This window comes from Ochrobactrum sp. BTU2 (assembly GCF_024539785.1).
GTDB classification, from domain to species: Bacteria; Pseudomonadota; Alphaproteobacteria; order Rhizobiales; family Rhizobiaceae; genus Brucella; species Brucella anthropi.
The window spans coordinates 26,945-46,171 of record NZ_JAHWRG010000010.1 but is presented as its reverse complement, the minus strand read 5'-3'; the positions used below and the strand labels follow the sequence as shown (position 1 = coordinate 46,171).

The window sequence follows — 19,227 nt, the reverse complement described above, 5'->3', positions numbered from 1 at the left end:
CCATCAGGAATTGGCGGTGTCTGCCGGTGCAGGCGGGTATTCTTCGGAGGGAGGGGCGACCTTGGGAACCGAAAGTGTCGTGCGGTTCTCTTCCAGTGTCTTCTTCACGAACGAATCTGTGCTGGTTTGCCCGGTGGTCTGGCATCCGGCAAGTGCCAGCGCCAGTAAAGCGATAGCTGCTGAAAATCGCATTTCTCAAACCTCTCCATGAGCTGCATTACACATTGTTATGCACACAATTTTTCAAAATGAAAAGCGCGAAAAAGCCACATGCAATAATGATATTGCACGCGCAATGAACGAACAGCGCTTGCATTAACCGCCTTGTGGATGATATGTGCATTATTGCATCGATACGTAAACGTAGGGGATAGAATGGAACTCGCAGTTAGGACAGAACGCGCATACCGTCGTGCTGGCCTGCGTTTTGACCGGGTTCTAGCGGAGGAAAATGTTTCTCCGAGTGCGACGGAATACGTCCGCGTCTTGACAGCCAGTGGTCGTCAATTATCAGCGTCGAGTTGGCGTTTCCTACGCGCGGCAATCAAGTGGTGGATTGGCGTGCATCATGGCTCCGAGGAAGCAGAGCTATTCACTCGATTATTCGCCGCTACCAAGCCCACACCACTGAAAACAAAACGACCTCCAAAGAAGCTGCCGCAACCGCTGGCCAAGCGTCTAGTTGATGCGTTAAGAAACACGCCAAAAGGGCGCAATAAACGCATCGCTGCGGACATGCTGATTGCGGGTCCAATAGTAGGATTAAGGCCGTGCGAATGGGCGCGCGCAGAACTTCACGGGGATGTTCTGCGCGTTCAAAACGCTAAGTATCGACCGGGAATTTCGGGCAACGGTCCTTACCGCGAATTGATTATAAATTGGGAGATTTTGACGCAGGAGCAGATTCAGTCAATTCGCCGCCTCTTGAACGATCTAATGGGCGCGGATTGGGAGCGGATCGGGGGGAATATCAGGCGCGCTTTCAATAACGCAAAGAAACAATTGAAGGCCGCTGGATCGATCACCAAGGGTCAGTCTCGAACTCGTATTTATGAGGCGAGACATCAGTTTTCTGCCGACGCAAAGAAAACGCTTGATTATGCCCGTGGCGAGGTTGCCGGAGCGATGGGCCATAGGGCTGCGACCACTGCGCATGTCGCATACGGCAATAGGAGTAAAGCCAGAGGCTCATTGCCTGTTAAGCCCAGTAGTGAAAGCGTTGCTGCTGTCTCTCCAAAATCGGTTATGAAGCTCGCATCAGCGCTCGCAAAAGCTGCCGCATTTAAGCTTGAGCTTGGTGCATCAAAGGCTGAGAGCAGTCACGGAAAAATGGTAGCCCCAGCGCCGTCTAAGTCGGGGAATATTGATAGTCCAAGGCCGCTGAATGGAATCAAGAATGGGCGATATAATGGGGGGCCAAATACCTCCTAATCGCCGCATATAGGAGCATTTCTCATTGCCATTCTATGCAGCGATTTGTATGCTCGCCATCATGTGTTTTTAACATTGGTATGGCAGGAAAGAATGGCAGCAAAATCGGTAAAGCACACCGGCGAAGCGCATGAGCTTGAAAAGGCGAAAGCAATTTTTGAGCGTGTTAAAGGTGATTATCGTGACGGGAAGAATCCCAATTCCCAACGCAGGCGTGATGCGGATATGATTGTGCATCTCTTGTCGGACGGCGGGGCAGCAAGATCGGCTGTTTTTGCTGAGACATTTGCGGAGCTTTTCGGCATTGACCGCAAGCGGGCAGGGCAACGGGTTCGAGACGCTATGGCCGATCTTATTGAGGCCGGAAAGATTGATAAGACTGACGAGTCCAGACCATCTTACAGCCTTCGAAAGTGAGGGTTATGATGAAAGGCAATTTGATCGTTGAGCAGGATAACCGAATGGTAGTCCACAAGAACATGGGAGCGGAGAACGTCGAGGGTCGGCGTATCGTTAAGCTCAACACAATGCCAATCCGGTTCACATGCCCGGCCGATGTCCTCGATGGTATCGAAATCGTCAGGGCGGACAGGCCCCAGCCTGACGTAGAAATCGCAATTGCGATTGACGGTGAAGGGGAAGTATTCGCTACCGCCAAACTGAAAGGTTCAACCGTCCGCAAAATCCTGCTCTTGATCCGTGACGATCTCGCCCAGCATGGTCGAGCCGGTCTTATCCAGTTCGCCGGTCGGATGCGGTCGAATAACGTGATTGAGGATGCGGGTCTGATCTATATGCCGTCACAGTCCATGCTGCCGAAGCTGGATGCGCCCAAGAGCGTTAGGCGTGCAGCTTTTGAGGCTCGCATGGTGCGCACAGCCTAACCGTTGCGTAGGCGGCGCACTTCCGCGTCAGTGCCTCTTTGAATGATCGTCATCGTCTCGAAATCGATCCAGAGACGGCCTTCTCCAGCAGGGCCTATGTCGATTTCGTTCATCAGATACACGAGAAGATACGGCATCGACAGATTGTGTAGAGTGCGGAACGTTCGTATCCGATTTGCTTCGGTGAGCGTGAAGCGCCCTGAATGAGCGATTACACCCCCCTCCCCGTTCGATAACTCGTTATTCAACCGCGCGTAGTCGATCATACGCCGATCTGATCCGTCAGGCTTCACATTCGCCACGTTCAGTCCGAACGTGAAGAGTTCACCCACGGATAGTCGATGACGGGTTGTAAATCGCGTCATCCTCTCTGATTGCCCAACAGGCAATCTCAGGGTGAAATTCTCAAACCCCTCTCGAACGTTTGTCTCGTCCGCCGTTGCTTTCGGCCGTCGAGCCATCATCCCTCCAATGCTACGACTTACGCCGTATTCAACCCCAACGTGCTCTTAAATCGCATTTCGTGTCGCTATCTTTTCTATGTCGTTCGTTCAATTTGCAAGCTATTTATATCACCCAAAAGCATTACACGTACAGCGATTGATTGTATAGCCTTGCACACGCTGTTGTGATCATGCGCATGATATAGATAGCATGCGCATGCAATAGCAATATTGCATGCCTTGTGAACGCTTTAGAAAAGTATTATGCTATAAGGGGTTTAGATGACTTTTGCGACACGAAGGGATAGCGCGATGGCGGCCGTTAGCCCGCTTCTTGAATGGGAACCACTGCCACCACGGTTGATATCCTTGGTGAATGATTCCTTTGCACCTCAGCCGGTTAAGACCCTATTCTCTCTTTGGGGCAGGCAGGCCGGGGCTATAAGCACCGAAGGGCTGACATTCGATGTACAGCCTGACGATCCCTCAGTTTCGACGGAGTTCGTCAATGCGCTCGGGGACCGGAATACGCTCTCTCTCAGCGCGAATGGCTTGAATCTCACGATCTCCAATGCGGGTGAGACGGCTAATTGGACCATTCCTCCCGAGGAAATTTTAGATGGTTCCCGCCTCGACACTTGGAGTGAATTGATTGTTCTGCAATAGTGCGCTTTCACATTCATAAGCTGGCGAGATGACAATGTGGAATCCTCTCCGGCGCAAACGCGCGGAAAAAGCCGACGAGGCCGATGAAATCTATGTAACTAAGGACGGCTGGATTCGTCGCGCCGGTCGCAGGACTTATCGTTTTGCCCGCTTTCTCGCACCAAATAATCCGGTAAAGCGCCAGCACGTTGATTCGCTCAAGCTGGCGCTCGAAGCTTTCAAAACGGATCGCCCCGCCTGCCCCGATTGCCAGCTCCATGGCAGGGACGGCGTTCTGTTACCCGTAGCTGACGATCCTATGAGCCGCCGTTGTTCGCATCCTGAATGCGGGACGGTGATTACTCTGAACACATTGGCGCAGGCGAACGCGCCTACCCTGCACTACTCGCCCGAGAAAAGGCGTGATTATTTCCTCCGGCAGGCAACCATGATGTTTGTGATCGCCTGCGTTCTGGTATCCGCCGCAGCGCTTTACAGCGCCTTTCGTGGGTCGGTCATGATGTTCATCGGCGGCCTTCTCCTTTCGGCCCCCTTGTTCATGACCGTTTTCGCCATGCGCTATCGGGCGTGGCAGGCTGTTACTGGCCGCTTCTATGAGACCGTGGCTCCATTGGGAGATTTCGTGAGAGATGAGCTGCGGAGCTTATTTTCAAGCAATGAACAACGATAACAAACAACCCCAAGGGGATGGAGAGCCGCATCATGCAACAAAATTACACCTGTACCTGTTTGGGTGCGAGAGAAGGACCCGCACTCGATGAAATTAACCGAGCCGATGACTGCAACACCAATGACGCTTACCGGCCAGATGGGGCATAACTTGTCCGCTGACTCAAATGATACGAGCCGTGCTCGTGTGGCTTCCTTCGGCATGAAGGTTAAAGAGCGCAAGGAGCGTGCCCGCGTTAAGCGTTCGCAGAAAGCGGAAGCTAAGCGTGCCGAGAAGATGGCTGCCGGGGAGACCGTCAGCTCTAAGCGAAAAACTCGTCCGAAGCCCGGAAGCGATAGGAGAGCTGAGCAGCGCACTCGCCAGAGGATGGCGGATGCTCTGCTCGCTCTGAGGGAAGATCTGTCTGTGTTCGCAAATCTCATTCAAGCCGATCAGGCGCTCGTCGCCAAGTTGGAACAGCATGAGAGCCGTATTGCTGCGCGAGAATCTAACGAACTCCCCTCCCCTCCCGACACTCCATTGGTCTTACCGGAATATCAGGCGCTTCTATCTCACATGGGCTATATGCTCATGGAGTTTGAAGGCCTGTTGAAGCAGATGGATGGCATGGAGACTAAGCCGCGCATGAAGCCGCTTGTTTCCGTCGAGAATGCGAGCACCGAGGATTATGTTGTCTCGATGCTGGACGGTGGTCGCTTTCAGGTCATGACCCGCAGCTTGCGTCACTATGGGATCACGGCCGCCGATTACCGTCGCCTTTTCGGCCTTCCGGAGGATTACATGCTCTGGACTGAAAAGGTGAAGCAGGCTCGATCTGAGATCATTTCTGAAAGCCGGGTTTGGGAGAAGCACCGGAACAGAAAGAAACGGTAAAATGCTAAAACGGCCATAGGAGGCCGTAGAGAGCCGATTTACGCCTCGGATGATCAATTCCTCATCCGAGGCTTTTCTTTGCTGTCAGCGGGCATCTATGGCGGTCGATTCGATGCGCCTTCAGCGTGCTAGCAAACGCTAGCAAATGACATCCAGAGATACACAGCGCATGCATACGATAGCTAACAACTGCATGTGATAGCTAGCGAATGCTATTGAAAGCATGGGAAGGCATACAAATGCAGTTACAGGCATGTGATGGATAGTGCAGGCAGGCGCTTGCATGTGCGAGCTTGCGATGGTATAAGGCGACATATTTGCACTTTTAGAGGGGATGGCCATGCCAATCATCGCAGCTTTCAATTCAAAAGGTGGTTCCGCGAAGAGCACTGCGCTAATCACGCTCGGCGATGCGCTCGCACGCCGGAATGCAACTGTCTCAATTATTGATACCGACCCTCAGCGCACGATTGCGAATTGGCGAGAGAAGGCCGTCAATTCGGCTATCCGTGTCGTGGAAGAAACCAACAGCGCCAATATTCATCGTCTCATTCGCGAGGAAACGGCACGCTCGACATGGGTATTCATCGACATGGCCGGTTTTACTTCGGACATGCGCACCCCCATCATCAGCAAGGCTGATCTGGTTATCATCCCGATGCAGCCAAGCCCGGAAGATGCACGTCTTGCGGCAGCAGCATTTGCCTACATTGCGACCGACGAAGAAACCCTTGGTCGTCCAATCGAACGCCGCGTTCTTTGGGCGCGCACGACCCCGAATTTTGTCACCCGCGTGGAGCGAAAGATTCGTGATGAGGTCGAGGAAAATGACATTCCGGCCTTCAAGACACATCTCCACGAGCGCTCGGCTTACAAAGCAATGATGGTGGGAACGACACTCTCAGAATTGGACCCCGAAGAATACAACGGCATCGATAAGGCAATTATCAACGCCGATCTGCTCGCCGCTGAAATGATCGAGGCCGTTATGGAGATTCAGGCGCGTAAGAAGGAGCAGGCAGCATGACCGGCAATACATTTGGGTTCGGAGCCGCGAAAAAATCCGCTCGTGTTCCGCAGGATATGGACGACATCAACAAGAAGCTGGAAGCCGCCGCCCAGCTTGCGCCACAGCCAGTGGACGACGACCCGGCCGCTGAACGAGCACTGCGGAAGGCGGCCGAGGAAAGGAATGATACGATACGGCAAACGCCGCTGGAGGTCGCCAAGAAGTTTCAGGCTAAAGGCCCCTCCAAGCAGCTCAGTGCCCGTCTATCGATCCGCGACTATAACAGGATGGTTCGGCTGTCCCAGCACTTGCGACTTCCATATGACCGCACCATTGAGGTCCTGCTGGACGCCGCAGGCGTAGGTGATGACGGTGTTCCGATGAAGCCCTTACATGTGGACTGACGAGGGGAGGGGGCGCTTGCGTCCCCTCTGGTTTAACCGGCTCCGGCCATCCCGAAGGCTTTGCAGAGGTTGTCGAGGCCTACTTGCAGCCCGATTGTGTTTGCGGCCATCGACGTGATATCGTTGACGAAATAGCACATAATCCCGCCGAGCAGGTAGAGGATCGGCTGGCCCCATGTGATCATTTCACCGTTCGATTTCCTATAGGCAGTACGGGCTGCATTGAACAAGGCAACGGTCCCGATCAACATCCAGATAATGGTCACGGAATAATGAAACTGCTGGCAATAGGTGCCGGAGATCGAGCCATTCTGCGCATAGTCGAGAACGTTTCTCGTCGTCTCATTCTGCCCCAGCGAGAAAGTTCCACCGATCTGATAGAAAATCACCGCACCAACAGCAGCAGCACTTCCGATGGCCAGCTTCATCAACGCGCCGGAAAAGCTCGCCTGACGGGTGGAGAACCGTGAATTGCCGGTGGTGTATGCATAACCTTCGATCAACCCCATACCCCCGACAATCACCCCAAAGAGCGTGATCGAAAGGATCATGATCGAGAAGACGATGGAGTTGAACGAGAATATGTTGATGATGATTTGGGTAAGGTCAGTCATCGACTATCTCACTGGTTCGCACTGGCGGCTTTCTGCAAAGCCTGATTGCGTGCTTTGAGGTTGGCTATCTCGGCCTGCAACTGCATGGTTTGCGACTGTAAATCCCGCACCTGATCCCGCAAAAGCGCGTTCTCGGCTGAGCACGCATCCTCAGCCGATCCGGGGGCGGCATACTGCCATGTTGGCTGTTGCTCTGGCGCATATTCATACTGAGAGACGTTCCCGTCGCCTCCCGGTTTCAGGACCACGGGGGGCGGTGGAGCCACCAGATCAGATCCCGATCTGGTTTCCTGCGCATGTACGGCTCCATGAATCGTCAGAAGGAACAGCATGGCTCCGGTCCACTTTCGAAAGGCTTTCATGCGTTTTTCGATCCTTCCATCGCTTCCGTATGATCTGCTGCAATGCGCTAGCAATTTCGAGAAACAGTTTCGAGAAACAGTTTCGAGAGACATATCAAACTCCATGATGGTTTCACAGTATTTTTGCGTGACAAATTATTGTCTTTCTCTCGTGCATCTGGCACAAAGATCGGAATATCCAAGCCGTGTGACGGGGAGGCCGATTCATGCCCGCATTGCGCAAGTTCATAGCCCTTGCCGCCGCTGTCGCGGTCGGCAGCTCCGTATTTACCGGTGCAGCTTGGGCCAAGTCGTTGACCTTGACTGAAACCTATGAGCCGGACGAGTGGCGCGATCCCAAGAACGCAATCGGGAATATCCTCGTGGACGAGTGGGCCGAGGAGGCAAAACAGGAGTTCGGCTCCTATGGCTTCGCCTACGGGCTGATCACCATCAGCGGGAAGGTTTTTCTCGTGTCCTCGCTCAGAGGAGCAAGCTGCGTTCCCAATTCTTGCACGTGGCGCATTGACCGGCTTTCATCCGGTTATCGTGTGGAAGCCAGCGGCAAGCCGTTCGAGGCCTGCGGTGAAATCAACAAGGTCGAAACCAAAGGCGACGAACTGACGATTTGCGGCAAGAAGGTCGTGCTCCCATGAGAACGCGCTGGTACGGCATAGGCACGGCCGCCCTGATTGCCGTTACATCGGCTGGCCTGCTTGCGTCCACGTCTTTCACCCTTGCGCGCCAAGCGCAACAGACGGCGACCAACTGCGCGGATTTCCTGCGGAACATCCGCATGTCCGAAGGTTCCGGCAATTACCAGACCAATACCGGTAACGGCTTCTATGGGGCCTATCAGATGGGCAAGCCAGCATTGATTGATGCAGGCTATATGAACCGGGACGGGAGCTGGACGGGTAAGAACGGCGTCAATTCCCTTGAGGATTACCTAAATAACCCCACGGCGCAGGATGATGCATTTCTGTCCTATGGCGAAAAGAACCTCGGCTATCTCGGCAACTGGCAGCAATATATCGGCCAGACCATTGGCGGCGTGCAGGTTACGCGCGCTGGCCTGATAGCTGGCTCCCATCTCGTAGGTGCGGGCGGTATGCGCTATTGGCTTACAAGTGGCGGCGACTGCACCAATCGCGGTACTGGCTCGGACGCCGTGGATGGAAACGGCACCTGCGCCGGAACCTATGTTGCGGAAAATCAGGTCAACCAACAATGCAGCCCGGATGGCAGCAACGCAACCGGTGGCTCCTGCTTGGTGGCTCAGCCCGTTCAAAGCCCGGTGATCTTTTCGGAATATGGCGCGTTCAATCGACCGGGTGTCTCGGGCGGAAATAACGGTTGGCACCGTGGCGCGGATATCTACCCGCAGGGCGCGCAGGGCGGCGCTTCTATGGGCCAGCCGCTCTATGCCGCGCATGACGGCAAGCTCGGCGTCGGCAGCATGGGTCTCCGGGTCGATGGTAGCCAGTTCCGAACCCTGTACCTGCATTCTAGCTCGATGCCGGAATCTCGTGACGTGAAGGCCGGTGAAGAGATCGGCAAGATCGGCGACAAGAGGGCAGCAGGAAAACCGCACCTTCATTTTGAGGTTCAGGTTCCAAAAAGCGCCGTCACATCGACGAAGTGCATCGTGGGACAGGATACGAATGATTGCGCTTTCCCGGTGGGTGGCGGCAAGCGCGATCCAAACGGCTATGCCACGTCGCAATCGCTCGCGTCAGCTTCGCCGAACACGTGGTTCTATGTGAACCCGGAGCGGTATCTGAAAGAGCGCGTTCCAGTGGTCGGCAATGCCGCCGCTCGAACCGGGCGTTCGCAGTCTCTTCCCAATTCCTGCACGCCGGGAACATCTCCCGCCGAAACCCCGATCAGTACCGGCGATAGCGATCCTGCTGCGTCGCTTGCAGGAGGCTTCGGCAATTATCTGTCAGGCGAGGGGTCCGGCGTTGCCAACGCGGATAAAGAGCTGCGTTCAATCGTGATCGACATCGCTCGACAAAGCGCTCTCGACGTCCGGGCGGCATCGTCCTCGGCCGCGCAGATGCAAGCCCGGTTCGATGCAGCCACCGCACAGTTGCTCTCGCTTTATGGCAGGGCAGGGGAGTGAGTTGGTGTATTAGGTGTTTTGAAGCATGTTCTTTCTTGGCGTAATCATCATTGGAGTATGGGGATGGGGTATTGTCACGGCAACCCGTCAACACAATCGTATTGATAGAGAGCGTTTCGAACGAACTAATTCATCAGGAGTTCTAATCTTCGACTCATACGAGGAAAAAAAGGACTTCGAGCGCCGAGAAAGACTTAATGAAGCACTTAACAAGGTTCTGGCTTTTCCGGGAGGCCCCCTAGCGCTCGTCGGACTACTCATGCTCTTCGCCCCTATTTTGGACTGAGGTCGATGGGATAAGCACGAGAGCCGGGAGAATCATATTAGCTGCCGAAGGAGTAACCATGTACCTGCATCCGACATCCGCCAAGAAACCGAATCCGACCGATATTCATGTTGGAAGCCGGATCAGGATGCAGCGCCAGCTACGCGGCATGAGTCAGGTAACGCTTGCCGAAGGTCTCGGTATCACATTCCAGCAGGTACAGAAGTACGAGAAAGGCACGAACCGTGTGGGCGCAAGTCGCCTGCAAGCCATCGCCGATCTGCTGCAAGTTCCTGTCTCATTTTTCTTTGACGACTTGTCGGATACTGTTGGAGAGCCGGGCGGCGAGGTCGATACCGAGAGAAGGCAGCTCATGGAGTTTGTCAGCTCCACCGAAGGCATCGCTCTCAATCGGGCGTTTTGTCATGTGAAGGATGAAAGCCTTCGCAGGCGAATTGTCAGCCTTGTGAAGGCGCTGGCTGGAGATACCTAAGTTTCTGGTAGTTGATCCATAGTGCAGTCGCGTGGGCGCTTGTCGTCGCGGAACCGCAAGATGCGCGCCCCATGCCGGAAATGCTGCCCTGTGATGCGATCTGCGCTCACTTCCGCCACCAGCTTGGGCAGCAGCGGCACAACCGATTGCTCCTTGCCGGTCCATCGGTTCTTGCCTCCCGGCGAGCGGCCGGAAAATCCTTGTCCGCCTATGAGTGGCTGTAGCAACTCACCCATCTCGCGGCTGTCCTTCTGATCGACGCGGGCATGTCCAACATAGTTGAGCTGTCCGTCATCATCATACAGTCCGAGTAGCAGTGAATCGACTGCGCGTGATCCTCGTTGCCAGTAGAGGCCGCCGACGACACAATCAACTGTCGTCCAGAGCTTGAACTTGCGCATCGCGCGTTTGCCGGGCTTGTAGGTCAGATCCAGCCTTTTTGCCATGATCCCCTCGATCTCATGCTTGCCGAGCCAGCTTTCTGCGGTGCGAAGTGACCGTGTGCCTTTGGAGATCGTGAGCCATGATGTCCGTCCAACGTTCTTCGCGAACGCTTCCAAGGCCTCTCGCCGTTCTCCCAATGGCTGATCTATGTAAGGGCGGCCGTCGAGCATCAGGAGGTCGAACGCTATCAGTCGGGCCGGATATTCGCGCGAAAGCTTTGCAATGCGAGATTCAGCCGGATGAAGCCGTAGCTGTAGTGTCTCGAATGGCTCTCCTGCAATCACCAGCTCGCCATCGAGCACAAATGTCTGGCTTGCGAGATCGGCGAGGCCTGCGGCTACCTCGGGAAAGTAACGGGCGAGGGGCTTTTGTACCTTGGATCGAAGATCGACCCCTTTTCCGTTCCCGTAGGCGATGCACCGGAACCCGTCATACTTCGGCTCGTAGAACCATTGTGGGCCTCTCGGCAGCTCCGTGACTGCTTCGGCTTCCATTGGTTTCAGCGCCGATGGCTCGATTGTACGAGAGCGTACCATTGGCTTTTTCCTCCCCATCCAAACGCCCGACAGTAGTCGAAGTTTCGGCAGGTAAGGGGATGATTGAGTAAGTTAGGACGCTTTGACGAGTGCTGAATTATTCGCCTTATCTATGGAACCGGAATTTGCCAAATGTTTACTGATCTGCGGGAGTTCCAAGGTATTGCGTTTCACAATTTCGCAAAACAACTTCGGATCAACCCCTTTTTTTGGTGATCGAATAAGGAGATTCGCTGCTTCCAATATCGCAGCTTCCCAAGAGGGATTAGCCATATCGCTTTGCAGAGCCGAAATGATTTCATCCAGAATCAAAGGGTTGTGCTCGATTGCTTGAAAGACAAACGCTAAATGTTCGGCTTCGAACCAATCCTTTTGGGTTCTAAATCTAGCAAGGATAGACGCCCGATCCTTCCATCTTCGTTCCGCGATCACACCGGCCAAGTCAGTAGTGATTATGCTGATAAATGTTCGCCTCACGTAGCCGACATCGTTTTGCGGGCCACATGTAGGTGGGAGAAATCGAACGTACGCGCCCCCGAATTTTCGAGAAAGACTAACACGAGCCGCAGTAAAGTCTCGATCAAGCAAAACGGCGACGAGCGCATGACCGGCCTCATGACGGGCCGCTAGTGCCCTCCCGCTGGGGGAGAATAGCCAGAATATATATGAGCAGAAGCGGATGACATACGGCAAGGCTGCCATCAGCACAAAAAGAGCCAACAGCGCTAAAAGCCATACTCCGAGATGGTCTGCATAGCCGCCAGCATTGTTTGTCTGGATGGTGGGCGGTGGCAAGGCTGCATTTCCTGTCGTTACTCGAAGGGGATTTAGCGGGTTTGCTGATGTTGATCATCGAACGGCAGTTCTGCCGTTCCGTTTTCCACAACCTCCGGCCTGCACTACGGCGCTATGGGTAAGCGCGTTCCGGCCTGCGGTTGCTTCGCTTCTCTTCGCCCAGCCGGTGGCAGGGTGGAAAACGGAAGTGTGAAGATCACCGCATCAAGATTGCTCTCTTGGGGCGAGGGACGGTACCGGCATGCTTTCATCATTCCACGCCTTCGAGGCCGCCTGCATCTGCTCCATTGCTTCAATCGTACTTGTCTCGATCCGCTGGCGCATTTCCTCGAAATTGCGGGCCGTCATCGAGCGCGGGGACTGTTTTCGCGCCTCATTGACGACAGCCGTAATCGTCGTATCGGCGATCTCGGGTTCCATGCGAGGCGCTTTCAAGGCAAGCTCGGTCTGCCAGTGATCGTACATGCCAGCGGCCTCCGGGCAGGGGGTCTGCATCCCCACATAATTCAGAAAGCGCCAGAGTTGGCGATCAACGAACCGAAGCCATAGGAAGGTGTTCGGTGCAAAGACGCCGGAGGCGCGAGCACCTTCAAGCGTAATGCCATCTCTGCCATCTGTCATCGATGACGCCAGCAGCCCGAAAACGTATCCATGGCTCTTGCAGATTTGCTCCAGCACCTTAACCGGCTTCTTGGGATCGAGTCCCTTTGCGGGATTGACCAGTAGCTTTACCAGCTCCTCCCGCGCCTTCTGCGTTGTTTTGAAGGTTGGTCCTACCTTTGCGAGATGGTCTTTGAGCAGGATGGTGTCCTTGGTTTGCTTCGAGGCCTCGGCAGACGCCTCGCCCTTTTTCGACTTCTTTTTCGGGGATTCTTTCTTTGTAGGGTCGGGGTAGTCGTAGGGTCCAATGACCAGTCGGTCTCCCAGCTTGCGCTTCTCCGCATTGATGCAGCGCCACACATCCCGCAGATATTCCTCCGACTGGTCCACCACGTCTTTAAGCTCGACATCAGGATCGTGGAGCGCGTTCACTCGCACGAGAGCGGCATAGAGGATCGTTGCCGTATACCACGACAGGTCGTTGACCGCGTTCGTTACATCGGTGACGTTCTTCATCTCGGCGATGCCGACAAACGGGTTGAGAGGTCCGAACGGCGCTTCCAATGCGGCTCGAACCTTATCCAGATCGATGCGCATTTCACCGGTATCATCTTCTTTCAGAGGACGCCTTTGGGCTGGCTTGGTCTCTTCCGCATCTGCATTGGATGTATCAGAGGCGAAGCTGACAGCTCCCGCCGCGTAGAGCAGCTCAAGCGCCGACATCGGCTGGGAGGCAGGCCCGTCTGAGGCTGAATAACGATACATCGGAAAACGCACGAAAAACTCATTGTGCGGATAGCGCGGAGCAACGCGCAGCATCAGATCACGCCATTCCATGGGCTTATCCGGCCGGATATGGCTGATGATGTGGTCCTTTTCGACCTTGTAGCGCATGAACAGCCCGATCACCATGATAAGACCGGCGCACAGAACTCCGAACGGGATTGAGGAGATGAAGATCGATTCCACCGAATAGTTCTGCGGTAGAACATCCGCGAAGTATTGCCCCCACGCGGTCCAGCCCCACAGGCCGCCCGTCTCGGCGATCCGGGCATGGCGATAAAGAAAGCCAATAGGGGCGCGCAGCACCACCCACATGACCGTCAGCATGGCGAGAACGAAGAACATCGCCACTCCGACTTCCAGCCAACCCACCGACTTCTGATTTTGCGCCATTATCCAGCTTCCTTGCGATCAGAAACACATTATTTTAGAGTGACAAATCAATATCAAACTTCTCTGTTGAACACCATCCTCGGAGGTCGTTTTGGCCAACCTCATGATTGTTGAAAGCCCGACGAAGGCTGCGAAAATCCGCCAGATATTAGGGGGCGGCTGGATTGTTGAGGCTAGCGTCGGCCATATAGCCGATCTGCCGAATGGCAAGATTGCAATAGAACCGGGATCATACAAGCTCGAATATCAGCTCTCCGATAGGGGGAAAAGCGTGGTTGGCAAGCTCAAGGGCTTGGCGGATTCGGCTCATGAGGTCTATCTCGCGACTGACCCTGATCGTGAAGGGGAAGCTATTTCCGCTCACCTGCGCCATTACCTGCGTCTGACCAGCTATAAGCGTGTGACCTTCAACGAAATCACAGAGACAGGCGTTCGCGGCGCACTGTCGTCTCCTCGCCAGATCGATAAGCGCCTTGTCGATGCCCAAGAGGCACGGCGTGCAGCCGACCGGCTGATTGGCTACCGGGTTTCCTATCCGATCAGCAACGCCGCTGGCATGGCGTTATCGGCCGGGCGCTGCCAGTCTCCGGCCGTACGGCTCGTTGTCGAGCGGCAGGATGAGATCGACAATTTCAAGGTGACGGACCATTTCACGGCCGTGGTCCAGTTCGACAATGGCGAATGGACAGCCGAATGGCAAACCAAACCATTCCTGACCGGGGAAAGCGAATATATCCTCGATAGAGGGTTAGCTGAACGTGCGGCGAATTGCCGGGATTTCGCCGTTTCTGCCTCAAACCAGAAGCCAGCTATGAGGGCACCGGGAGCGCCTTTCACCACTTCGGCCCTTTTGCAAGCCGCTGGGGCGACCCTCAAGCTGCCGCCAGCCATCACGCAGGCCTGCGCTCAAAAGCTCTTTGAGAACGGCCATATAACGTATCACCGTACCGATAATCCTAACCTTTCGGATGATGGCATGGCCTTGATTGCGGCCTATGCGCAGCAAAGAGGATGGCCGCTCTCCGAAAAGAAACGCCGCTGGAAGCTGCCGGAGGGTGCGCAGGAGGCCCATGAAGCCATCCGGCCTACACATCCCGAAGTTCTCGACGCAGGCGAGAACGATAACGAGAAGGCAGTCTATAGGCTCATATGGCGACGTGCGATTGCCTCACAGCTCGCCGATGCGGAATACAACAGCGTGACGCTCGATCTCGCGGCGCGTCAGGGCACCGAGACTTTCCAGTTCCGTGCAAAGAGTGCGGTTCTCGTAAAGCCGGGCTGGAAGGTCGTTGCCAGTGATGATGACAAGGACGATGACGAAGACGATGATAATGCGGCCTCGTCGGGCAAGGTGCCCGTCCTGCAGGCCGGGCAGGGCGTAAGAGCGACCGGGGGCCAGGTTGTGCCGAAGGTCACCAAACCTCCGGCTCGCTACACAGAGACAAGCCTGATCAAAAAGCTGGAAGCGATGGGGATCGGACGGCCGTCCACGTTCGCAGCTATCGTCCAGAACATTTGTGGAAAGGGGTATGTGAAGGTCGAGAAACGCTTTCTCGCTCCGACGCCGGCGGGAAGAGCTATCGTGCGCCAGCTCGTCGGCCGTTTCGGTTTTGCCGAGTATGATTTCACAAAGGAGCTGGAAACCCAACTGGATCTCATTGCTGACGGCAAGAGCCAGTATGTGCCCGTTGTGCATGATCTGAATACACGCCTCGACGGAGAGCTGGGGAAGCTCGAAGCAGATACTCCCTCTTATCCATGCCCGCGTTGCGGCAAGCCTTTACGTTTGGCGCGGAGCAAAAAAGGACGGTCGTATTTCGGGTGTACCGGCTATCGTGATGGGTGCGAGGTCCTTTGCGAGGACAATAACGGGCAACCCGGCCCGATTATTGCGCTCACACCATCAGAAAAGCAGCTCGAACTTGCTCGGAAGCTCGCTGCGGAGCAGGGGATTAGCATCCCCGATGAGGCATTGTCGCACAGCAGAAAGCTACGCGAATGGATCGATGGGGCGCTCGTTAATGCGCGGCCGTCTGAGAAGCAGATCGAATTTGCCCGGAAACTGGCGGCCGATCAGGATAGCACCGTTCCCGAGGCGGCGCTGGCAACGGCCCCTAAACTCAAGGCTTGGATCGATGCGGCGTTGGCGAACGCACGGCCGAGCGATAAGCAAATAGAGTTCGCGCAGAAGATTGCGGCCGAGAAGGGGAGTGCTGTGCCAGAGGACGTTCTGGCGAGCGCCACCAAGTTGAGAACATGGATAGATAAGGCATTGAAGGGATCGAAAAGGACGAAACGAGCCGCAGGAGGCAAAAGATAGCGCCATGGCAGCGACAAAAACAGACATTGAAGGGTGGTTCGAGCGCGGACTGGCGCAGGGGGCAACACACATGATCGTCGTCTGCGACACCTTCGATCATGAGGATTATCCGGTCTTTGTATCGCCGGAACAGTCCTCGCGCGAGGTAGCCGCAGCCTATGACGATAAGAATATGCAGCGGATTATGGAGGTCTACGATCTACGGCTCGATAAGGCAGTGCAGCTCGCGGAGCATAGAGTGTTCAACTTTTGAAGATCAGACTGTTTTAAAAAGGAAATGAGAATGAGCAGATCAACGTGGACCGCTGGCGCTGCCCTTTCGATACTGATCCTCACAGCTTTCTCAGCTACGGCCAGTGCTGATTCAGGACTGTCCGGTATCTGGCGCAGCGAAGATGATGAGTTTGAAATCAATTTTAAAGCCCTGTCGGTCGATCTAGGGCCAGATACAGGTTGCTCGATTAAGTCACTCATTTCCGATGGGAGCAACCGTTGGCGCATGCGGCTTTCTTGCGGTGTGGCCGATACGTCTGGCGGATTTCAGACCGACACGACATTGCAGCTAAAAGGCTCAACACTGATCCTGACGGATGAGGATGGCCCAATCCAGCTTCGACGGGCGGGTAAGTAGATGACAGGCAACGCCGATTGGTACACAGCCCGGCCGCTGTCCGAAGAGCAGAAGCGTGAGGCGCTTGAGGATCTGACCTTAATTGCTCGCGGCGAGGAGCTGGACTTGCCGTGGCGCAGGCTTCGAATCTTGCTTGACCATGAGTTGGCGGAAATCTCGTATCCGGTGATCACGCCCGGCAGTGTTCGATCTCTCAACCTGACGGATAAGGGGCTACGCTTCTTCGACCAGTGAATTACAGGCTGCTCACGCATCGCCCCTGACCCATTCCGTAAGGTCTACCTCGCCAGTTTTCGGATATCGCACGACATCGAGAGTTCGGAGACTTCCGAGCACGTTTTTCAGATGCCCGCTCTCGGCAGACCAGCCAAGAGCGGATGCCAGATCGGCGCGACTGAGAGCGCCATTACCCCGTAAAGCGGAGTAGACCGAGCGTTGTGGTCCATTCAGAAGATTGAGCAGCCGATCTTCCAAGTTACCGCTAGGCACGGTTGCAAGCGCCCGGCCCTCTTTGGTGAGTGCCACAGTGCCTTTTGAGGGATAATCCAGTAGGCCAGACGAGCGGCACTCTCCTAGAACATTTTTCAAGTGGCCGCTACGGATCGACCATCCACATACCGCAGCCAGCATCGGCCTCGTCGGCGCGTCATTACCGGCAGCGCTCCACCACGCCAACGCATTCAATACGATCTGCTGCGGACCTTTCAGACCGTTCCCTTGATCAGTTCGAACAACCTTCTCCTTCTTCCGGCCTGCCGGAGGAGCTTTTTCCGATAGGATCATGGGTGAGGGCGCTACGCTGAGTGTCGTTTTGGGGGCTTCGATAGCGGAGATCGCGGCAGAGATGCGATCCATGGCCTGTCGCCAACCGGCCGCCAGACCGGCCTCATATCCAGCTTCATGACCTCGCTCATAACCGCGTTTTTCGGCCGCCTCGATATCAGCGGCCGAGCTGCGCTTGGCCTTGGATGGCGCAGGCGTTTCAGAGAGCGTGGCAATAGCTGCTCGCAATTCGGCGACATCGACATCAGTGAGGGCGGGGGCAACGACGCTCTCGCCGCTGTTCGGCGTGCGTGAGGAATCGAAGGTCTTGATCGCGGGAAACCGCACGCGCTCCAAAACATTGCTTTCTGGTGACCAAATCCAGCCTTCTCCTTGTTTCAGGGACGGCAGCGATTGCATGACCGCACGCGCCTGATCGAGATCGGCATTACCGCGAACCCAATCCTCAATGGCTTTCCGATCTTGTGGACTGGTGAGCTTGAGCGCGATCAGCGTACCGATCTGCGAGAGCACGTTTTTATGCAAGACGGCGGGGCGCTGGGTGATCATGAGGGGCCGAAAGCCCCTAACCCGGCCACGCCGCACGATCTTATCGAACGCACCCGACAAGCGGCGTTCGTCGGGCATCGGATTTTGTGGCGCAATCTCGTCGGCTTCATCAACAATCAGATGGAGAGCGGCTTTGTTGGATGCGTAGAGCCGGTGAAGGAAGTCGGTGAGGAAGCGGGTTTTTTCATTCCCGGTCATCTCGGACACGTCGATGATCGCCTGCACGTCACGGACGGCCAGCGTCGATGCCAGATGGTCCCCGCTGTCGGGAGTGATTTCTATGTCGGCGTTTTCACCGCCGAAAATCAGAACGGGATAGCCACCTTTTACCGAGCCTTTCGCCCCCGCCCTTAGCCCATACCATACACCGGTAGGATCGATAATGATGACGCGGTGCTTCTCTCTCAGCAGGGTCTCTACGGCTCCCTTTGCGGCAAAGGTCTTTCCAGCGCCGGTTGTTCCGACGATGGCCGTGGGCCGCGTGAGATAGGGCGCTATGTCAGTCATCTCGATCCTGTCCCTAAAGTTCGGCCATGAAGGCGTGATCGCCGAAGAGGATCACGATAGGTCCGACCAAAACATCATAGATACGCTGGGAGCCTGCCGATAACTGCCAAAGTCGAGTGGCCTCTTGATTGACCGGCATATCAAGGTTTTTTCCATCCTCATTACAAAGGACGACGCATTTCTGCATGCCGCTGCTATGGGCGACCCGGTTGAAGGAAGGCACAAGCTGGATATAGCCGCCGACCATCTTTTGAAGCTCTTCCAGCTTTGGAGCCGCTTTCAGGGTACGCTCGTCGCGATGGCCATCTGCATCGATCACAATCATGGTTCCGGACATTGTTCGCCTCCTTGGGCTGTTCTCTGATTGACAATTTTCATGCTTGCGGGCAGGATGTCAAGCACAAAAGAAATGGCAATATACCGGTGATGACAGCCATGGCGAATACAGGAACCGTCTCAAGTGCAATGAAGGATCAGGGCTACACGCATCTCCAAATCATCTGCTGCGGAGTCGTACTGAAACCTTTGAGGGAGTTGCCTGAACGCGCGCTCGATAAGCCCTTGGAGGAGCTTGCCCCGCATCTCGTCTGTAAGTGCGGCAAGCATGCGACTCTGGCACGAGTAGCACTGTGGAAGCATGGAATGAAACGATATGGCTGATCGGAATA

The 19,227-nt window shown here is 55.2% G+C and carries 24 protein-coding genes; 15 read left to right on the top strand and 9 right to left on the bottom strand.

What is annotated here, in order from left to right:
* Positions 1 to 3: 3 nt before the first annotated feature.
* Complete coding sequence (locus KWJ32_RS22010; RefSeq protein ID WP_125271600.1) at positions 4 to 192, bottom strand: hypothetical protein; 189 nt, start codon at positions 190 to 192, stop codon at positions 4 to 6.
* 183 nt (positions 193 to 375) lie between these two features.
* Here KWJ32_RS22010 and KWJ32_RS22005 point away from each other — a divergent pair, with 183 nt between their 5' ends.
* The 3 genes from KWJ32_RS22005 (at position 376) to KWJ32_RS21995 (ending at position 2,315) form a co-directional block, all read left to right on the top strand.
* Entirely contained in the window at positions 376 to 1,431 is a 1,056-nt protein-coding gene (locus tag KWJ32_RS22005) for a hypothetical protein (protein ID WP_125271599.1), read from the top strand.
* A gap of 93 nt (positions 1,432 to 1,524) precedes the next feature.
* Positions 1,525 to 1,848 (top strand): hypothetical protein, encoded by a 324-nt coding sequence (locus KWJ32_RS22000; RefSeq protein ID WP_125271598.1) that lies wholly within the window; start codon positions 1,525 to 1,527, stop codon positions 1,846 to 1,848.
* Between the two features lie 44 nt (positions 1,849 to 1,892).
* Entirely contained in the window at positions 1,893 to 2,315 is a 423-nt protein-coding gene (locus KWJ32_RS21995; protein ID WP_125271597.1) for a hypothetical protein, read from the top strand.
* Here the strand turns inward: KWJ32_RS21995 and KWJ32_RS21990 are convergent.
* Positions 2,312 to 2,680 (bottom strand): hypothetical protein, encoded by a 369-nt coding sequence (locus tag KWJ32_RS21990; protein WP_256886272.1) that lies wholly within the window; start codon positions 2,678 to 2,680, stop codon positions 2,312 to 2,314. The two genes, KWJ32_RS21995 and KWJ32_RS21990, sit on opposite strands and share 4 nt — an antisense overlap.
* Before the next feature lie 360 nt (positions 2,681 to 3,040).
* On the opposite strand from KWJ32_RS21990, the gene KWJ32_RS21985 reads away from it, so the two are divergent.
* The 5 genes from KWJ32_RS21985 to KWJ32_RS21965 all read left to right on the top strand — a co-directional run bounded on the left by KWJ32_RS21985 (position 3,041) and on the right by KWJ32_RS21965 (position 6,380).
* Complete coding sequence (locus tag KWJ32_RS21985) at positions 3,041 to 3,424, top strand: hypothetical protein (protein ID WP_210211246.1); 384 nt, start codon at positions 3,041 to 3,043, stop codon at positions 3,422 to 3,424.
* Between the two features lie 34 nt (positions 3,425 to 3,458).
* Entirely contained in the window at positions 3,459 to 4,094 is a 636-nt protein-coding gene (locus KWJ32_RS21980; RefSeq protein WP_125271594.1) for a hypothetical protein, read from the top strand.
* Between the two features lie 120 nt (positions 4,095 to 4,214).
* Positions 4,215 to 4,967, top strand: coding sequence for a MucR family transcriptional regulator (locus KWJ32_RS21975; RefSeq protein WP_256886271.1), 753 nt, complete (start codon positions 4,215 to 4,217; stop codon positions 4,965 to 4,967).
* 340 nt (positions 4,968 to 5,307) lie between these two features.
* Positions 5,308 to 5,994 (top strand): AAA family ATPase, encoded by a 687-nt coding sequence (locus KWJ32_RS21970; protein ID WP_172965737.1) that lies wholly within the window; start codon positions 5,308 to 5,310, stop codon positions 5,992 to 5,994.
* The gene (locus KWJ32_RS21965) at positions 5,991 to 6,380 is read left to right on the top strand and encodes a hypothetical protein (RefSeq protein WP_125271591.1); all 390 of its coding nucleotides are present in this window, start codon (positions 5,991 to 5,993) and stop codon (positions 6,378 to 6,380) included. Before KWJ32_RS21970 ends, KWJ32_RS21965 begins: the two co-directional genes overlap by 4 nt.
* A 32-nt stretch (positions 6,381 to 6,412) precedes the next feature.
* On the opposite strand, the gene KWJ32_RS21960 is transcribed toward KWJ32_RS21965, so the two are convergent.
* Both KWJ32_RS21960 and KWJ32_RS21955 read right to left on the bottom strand, forming a co-directional pair.
* Positions 6,413 to 6,994 carry a hypothetical protein gene (locus KWJ32_RS21960; RefSeq protein ID WP_125271590.1) on the bottom strand — a complete coding sequence of 194 codons (582 nt, stop codon included), beginning with the start codon at positions 6,992 to 6,994 and terminating at the stop codon, positions 6,413 to 6,415.
* 8 nt (positions 6,995 to 7,002) lie between these two features.
* Positions 7,003 to 7,356, bottom strand: coding sequence for a hypothetical protein (locus KWJ32_RS21955; protein WP_256886270.1), 354 nt, complete (start codon positions 7,354 to 7,356; stop codon positions 7,003 to 7,005).
* A 206-nt stretch (positions 7,357 to 7,562) separates the two neighbouring features.
* Between KWJ32_RS21955 and KWJ32_RS21950 the strand changes: the two genes are divergently transcribed.
* From KWJ32_RS21950 to KWJ32_RS21940, 3 genes are all read left to right on the top strand, one after another.
* A complete protein-coding gene (locus tag KWJ32_RS21950) occupies positions 7,563 to 7,991 on the top strand; it encodes a hypothetical protein (protein WP_125271588.1) in 429 nt (142 codons plus the stop codon).
* Positions 7,988 to 9,460, top strand: coding sequence for a M23 family metallopeptidase (locus KWJ32_RS21945; RefSeq protein ID WP_125271587.1), 1,473 nt, complete (start codon positions 7,988 to 7,990; stop codon positions 9,458 to 9,460). The genes KWJ32_RS21950 and KWJ32_RS21945 overlap by 4 nt, the downstream gene beginning before the upstream one ends.
* A 344-nt stretch (positions 9,461 to 9,804) precedes the next feature.
* Positions 9,805 to 10,218 carry a helix-turn-helix transcriptional regulator gene (locus KWJ32_RS21940; protein WP_125271586.1) on the top strand — a complete coding sequence of 138 codons (414 nt, stop codon included), beginning with the start codon at positions 9,805 to 9,807 and terminating at the stop codon, positions 10,216 to 10,218.
* Here KWJ32_RS21940 and KWJ32_RS21935 read toward each other — a convergent pair.
* From KWJ32_RS21935 to KWJ32_RS21925, 3 genes are all read right to left on the bottom strand, one after another.
* Positions 10,215 to 11,198, bottom strand: coding sequence for an ATP-dependent DNA ligase (locus tag KWJ32_RS21935; RefSeq protein ID WP_256886269.1), 984 nt, complete (start codon positions 11,196 to 11,198; stop codon positions 10,215 to 10,217). The two genes, KWJ32_RS21940 and KWJ32_RS21935, sit on opposite strands and share 4 nt — an antisense overlap.
* Before the next feature lie 72 nt (positions 11,199 to 11,270).
* A complete protein-coding gene (locus KWJ32_RS21930) occupies positions 11,271 to 11,993 on the bottom strand; it encodes a hypothetical protein (protein WP_256886268.1) in 723 nt (240 codons plus the stop codon).
* A 204-nt stretch (positions 11,994 to 12,197) separates the two neighbouring features.
* Positions 12,198 to 13,769 (bottom strand): hypothetical protein, encoded by a 1,572-nt coding sequence (locus tag KWJ32_RS21925; protein WP_256886267.1) that lies wholly within the window; start codon positions 13,767 to 13,769, stop codon positions 12,198 to 12,200.
* 91 nt (positions 13,770 to 13,860) lie between these two features.
* Between KWJ32_RS21925 and KWJ32_RS21920 the strand changes: the two genes are divergently transcribed.
* From KWJ32_RS21920 to KWJ32_RS21905, 4 genes are read left to right on the top strand one after another with little or no spacing between them, the layout of a single operon-like run.
* Positions 13,861 to 16,089, top strand: coding sequence for a DNA topoisomerase (locus tag KWJ32_RS21920; RefSeq protein WP_256886266.1), 2,229 nt, complete (start codon positions 13,861 to 13,863; stop codon positions 16,087 to 16,089).
* Positions 16,090 to 16,093: 4 nt separating this feature from the next.
* Complete coding sequence (locus KWJ32_RS21915) at positions 16,094 to 16,342, top strand: hypothetical protein (RefSeq protein WP_256886265.1); 249 nt, start codon at positions 16,094 to 16,096, stop codon at positions 16,340 to 16,342.
* Positions 16,343 to 16,372: 30 nt separating this feature from the next.
* Positions 16,373 to 16,720: a hypothetical protein gene (locus tag KWJ32_RS21910; RefSeq protein WP_256886264.1), complete on the top strand. Its 348-nt coding sequence runs from the start codon at positions 16,373 to 16,375 to the stop codon at positions 16,718 to 16,720.
* Positions 16,721 to 16,954 (top strand): hypothetical protein, encoded by a 234-nt coding sequence (locus tag KWJ32_RS21905; RefSeq protein ID WP_256886263.1) that lies wholly within the window; start codon positions 16,721 to 16,723, stop codon positions 16,952 to 16,954.
* Positions 16,955 to 16,966: 12 nt separating this feature from the next.
* Here KWJ32_RS21905 and KWJ32_RS21900 read toward each other — a convergent pair whose 3' ends face one another.
* Together KWJ32_RS21900 and KWJ32_RS21895 are read right to left on the bottom strand one after the other, a co-directional pair.
* The gene (locus tag KWJ32_RS21900; RefSeq protein ID WP_256886262.1) at positions 16,967 to 18,559 is read right to left on the bottom strand and encodes a DUF87 domain-containing protein; all 1,593 of its coding nucleotides are present in this window, start codon (positions 18,557 to 18,559) and stop codon (positions 16,967 to 16,969) included.
* A gap of 13 nt (positions 18,560 to 18,572) precedes the next feature.
* Positions 18,573 to 18,896: a DUF3846 domain-containing protein gene (locus KWJ32_RS21895; protein WP_256886261.1), complete on the bottom strand. Its 324-nt coding sequence runs from the start codon at positions 18,894 to 18,896 to the stop codon at positions 18,573 to 18,575.
* Positions 18,897 to 19,227 lie beyond the last annotated feature (331 nt).

Coding starts and splice junctions, on each gene's coding strand:
- KWJ32_RS21995 (WP_125271597.1), top strand. CDS start 1,893: ATGGTAGTCCACAAGAACATGGGAGCGGAGAACGTCGAGGGTCGGCGT.
- KWJ32_RS21980 (WP_125271594.1), top strand. CDS start 3,459: ATGTGGAATCCTCTCCGGCGCAAACGCGCGGAAAAAGCCGACGAGGCC.
- KWJ32_RS21895 (WP_256886261.1), bottom strand. CDS start 18,896: ATGTCCGGAACCATGATTGTGATCGATGCAGATGGCCATCGCGACGAG.
- KWJ32_RS21960 (WP_125271590.1), bottom strand. CDS start 6,994: ATGACTGACCTTACCCAAATCATCATCAACATATTCTCGTTCAACTCC.
- KWJ32_RS22005 (WP_125271599.1), top strand. CDS start 376: ATGGAACTCGCAGTTAGGACAGAACGCGCATACCGTCGTGCTGGCCTG.
- KWJ32_RS21945 (WP_125271587.1), top strand. CDS start 7,988: ATGAGAACGCGCTGGTACGGCATAGGCACGGCCGCCCTGATTGCCGTT.
- KWJ32_RS21900 (WP_256886262.1), bottom strand. CDS start 18,559: ATGACTGACATAGCGCCCTATCTCACGCGGCCCACGGCCATCGTCGGA.
- KWJ32_RS21975 (WP_256886271.1), top strand. CDS start 4,215: ATGACGCTTACCGGCCAGATGGGGCATAACTTGTCCGCTGACTCAAAT.
- KWJ32_RS21915 (WP_256886265.1), top strand. CDS start 16,094: ATGGCAGCGACAAAAACAGACATTGAAGGGTGGTTCGAGCGCGGACTG.
- KWJ32_RS21940 (WP_125271586.1), top strand. CDS start 9,805: ATGTACCTGCATCCGACATCCGCCAAGAAACCGAATCCGACCGATATT.
- KWJ32_RS21935 (WP_256886269.1), bottom strand. CDS start 11,198: ATGGTACGCTCTCGTACAATCGAGCCATCGGCGCTGAAACCAATGGAA.
- KWJ32_RS21925 (WP_256886267.1), bottom strand. CDS start 13,769: ATGGCGCAAAATCAGAAGTCGGTGGGTTGGCTGGAAGTCGGAGTGGCG.
- KWJ32_RS21905 (WP_256886263.1), top strand. CDS start 16,721: ATGACAGGCAACGCCGATTGGTACACAGCCCGGCCGCTGTCCGAAGAG.
- KWJ32_RS21990 (WP_256886272.1), bottom strand. CDS start 2,680: ATGACGCGATTTACAACCCGTCATCGACTATCCGTGGGTGAACTCTTC.
- KWJ32_RS21955 (WP_256886270.1), bottom strand. CDS start 7,356: ATGAAAGCCTTTCGAAAGTGGACCGGAGCCATGCTGTTCCTTCTGACG.
- KWJ32_RS22000 (WP_125271598.1), top strand. CDS start 1,525: ATGGCAGCAAAATCGGTAAAGCACACCGGCGAAGCGCATGAGCTTGAA.
- KWJ32_RS21910 (WP_256886264.1), top strand. CDS start 16,373: ATGAGCAGATCAACGTGGACCGCTGGCGCTGCCCTTTCGATACTGATC.
- KWJ32_RS21970 (WP_172965737.1), top strand. CDS start 5,308: ATGCCAATCATCGCAGCTTTCAATTCAAAAGGTGGTTCCGCGAAGAGC.
- KWJ32_RS21965 (WP_125271591.1), top strand. CDS start 5,991: ATGACCGGCAATACATTTGGGTTCGGAGCCGCGAAAAAATCCGCTCGT.
- KWJ32_RS21985 (WP_210211246.1), top strand. CDS start 3,041: ATGACTTTTGCGACACGAAGGGATAGCGCGATGGCGGCCGTTAGCCCG.
- KWJ32_RS22010 (WP_125271600.1), bottom strand. CDS start 192: ATGCGATTTTCAGCAGCTATCGCTTTACTGGCGCTGGCACTTGCCGGA.
- KWJ32_RS21950 (WP_125271588.1), top strand. CDS start 7,563: ATGCCCGCATTGCGCAAGTTCATAGCCCTTGCCGCCGCTGTCGCGGTC.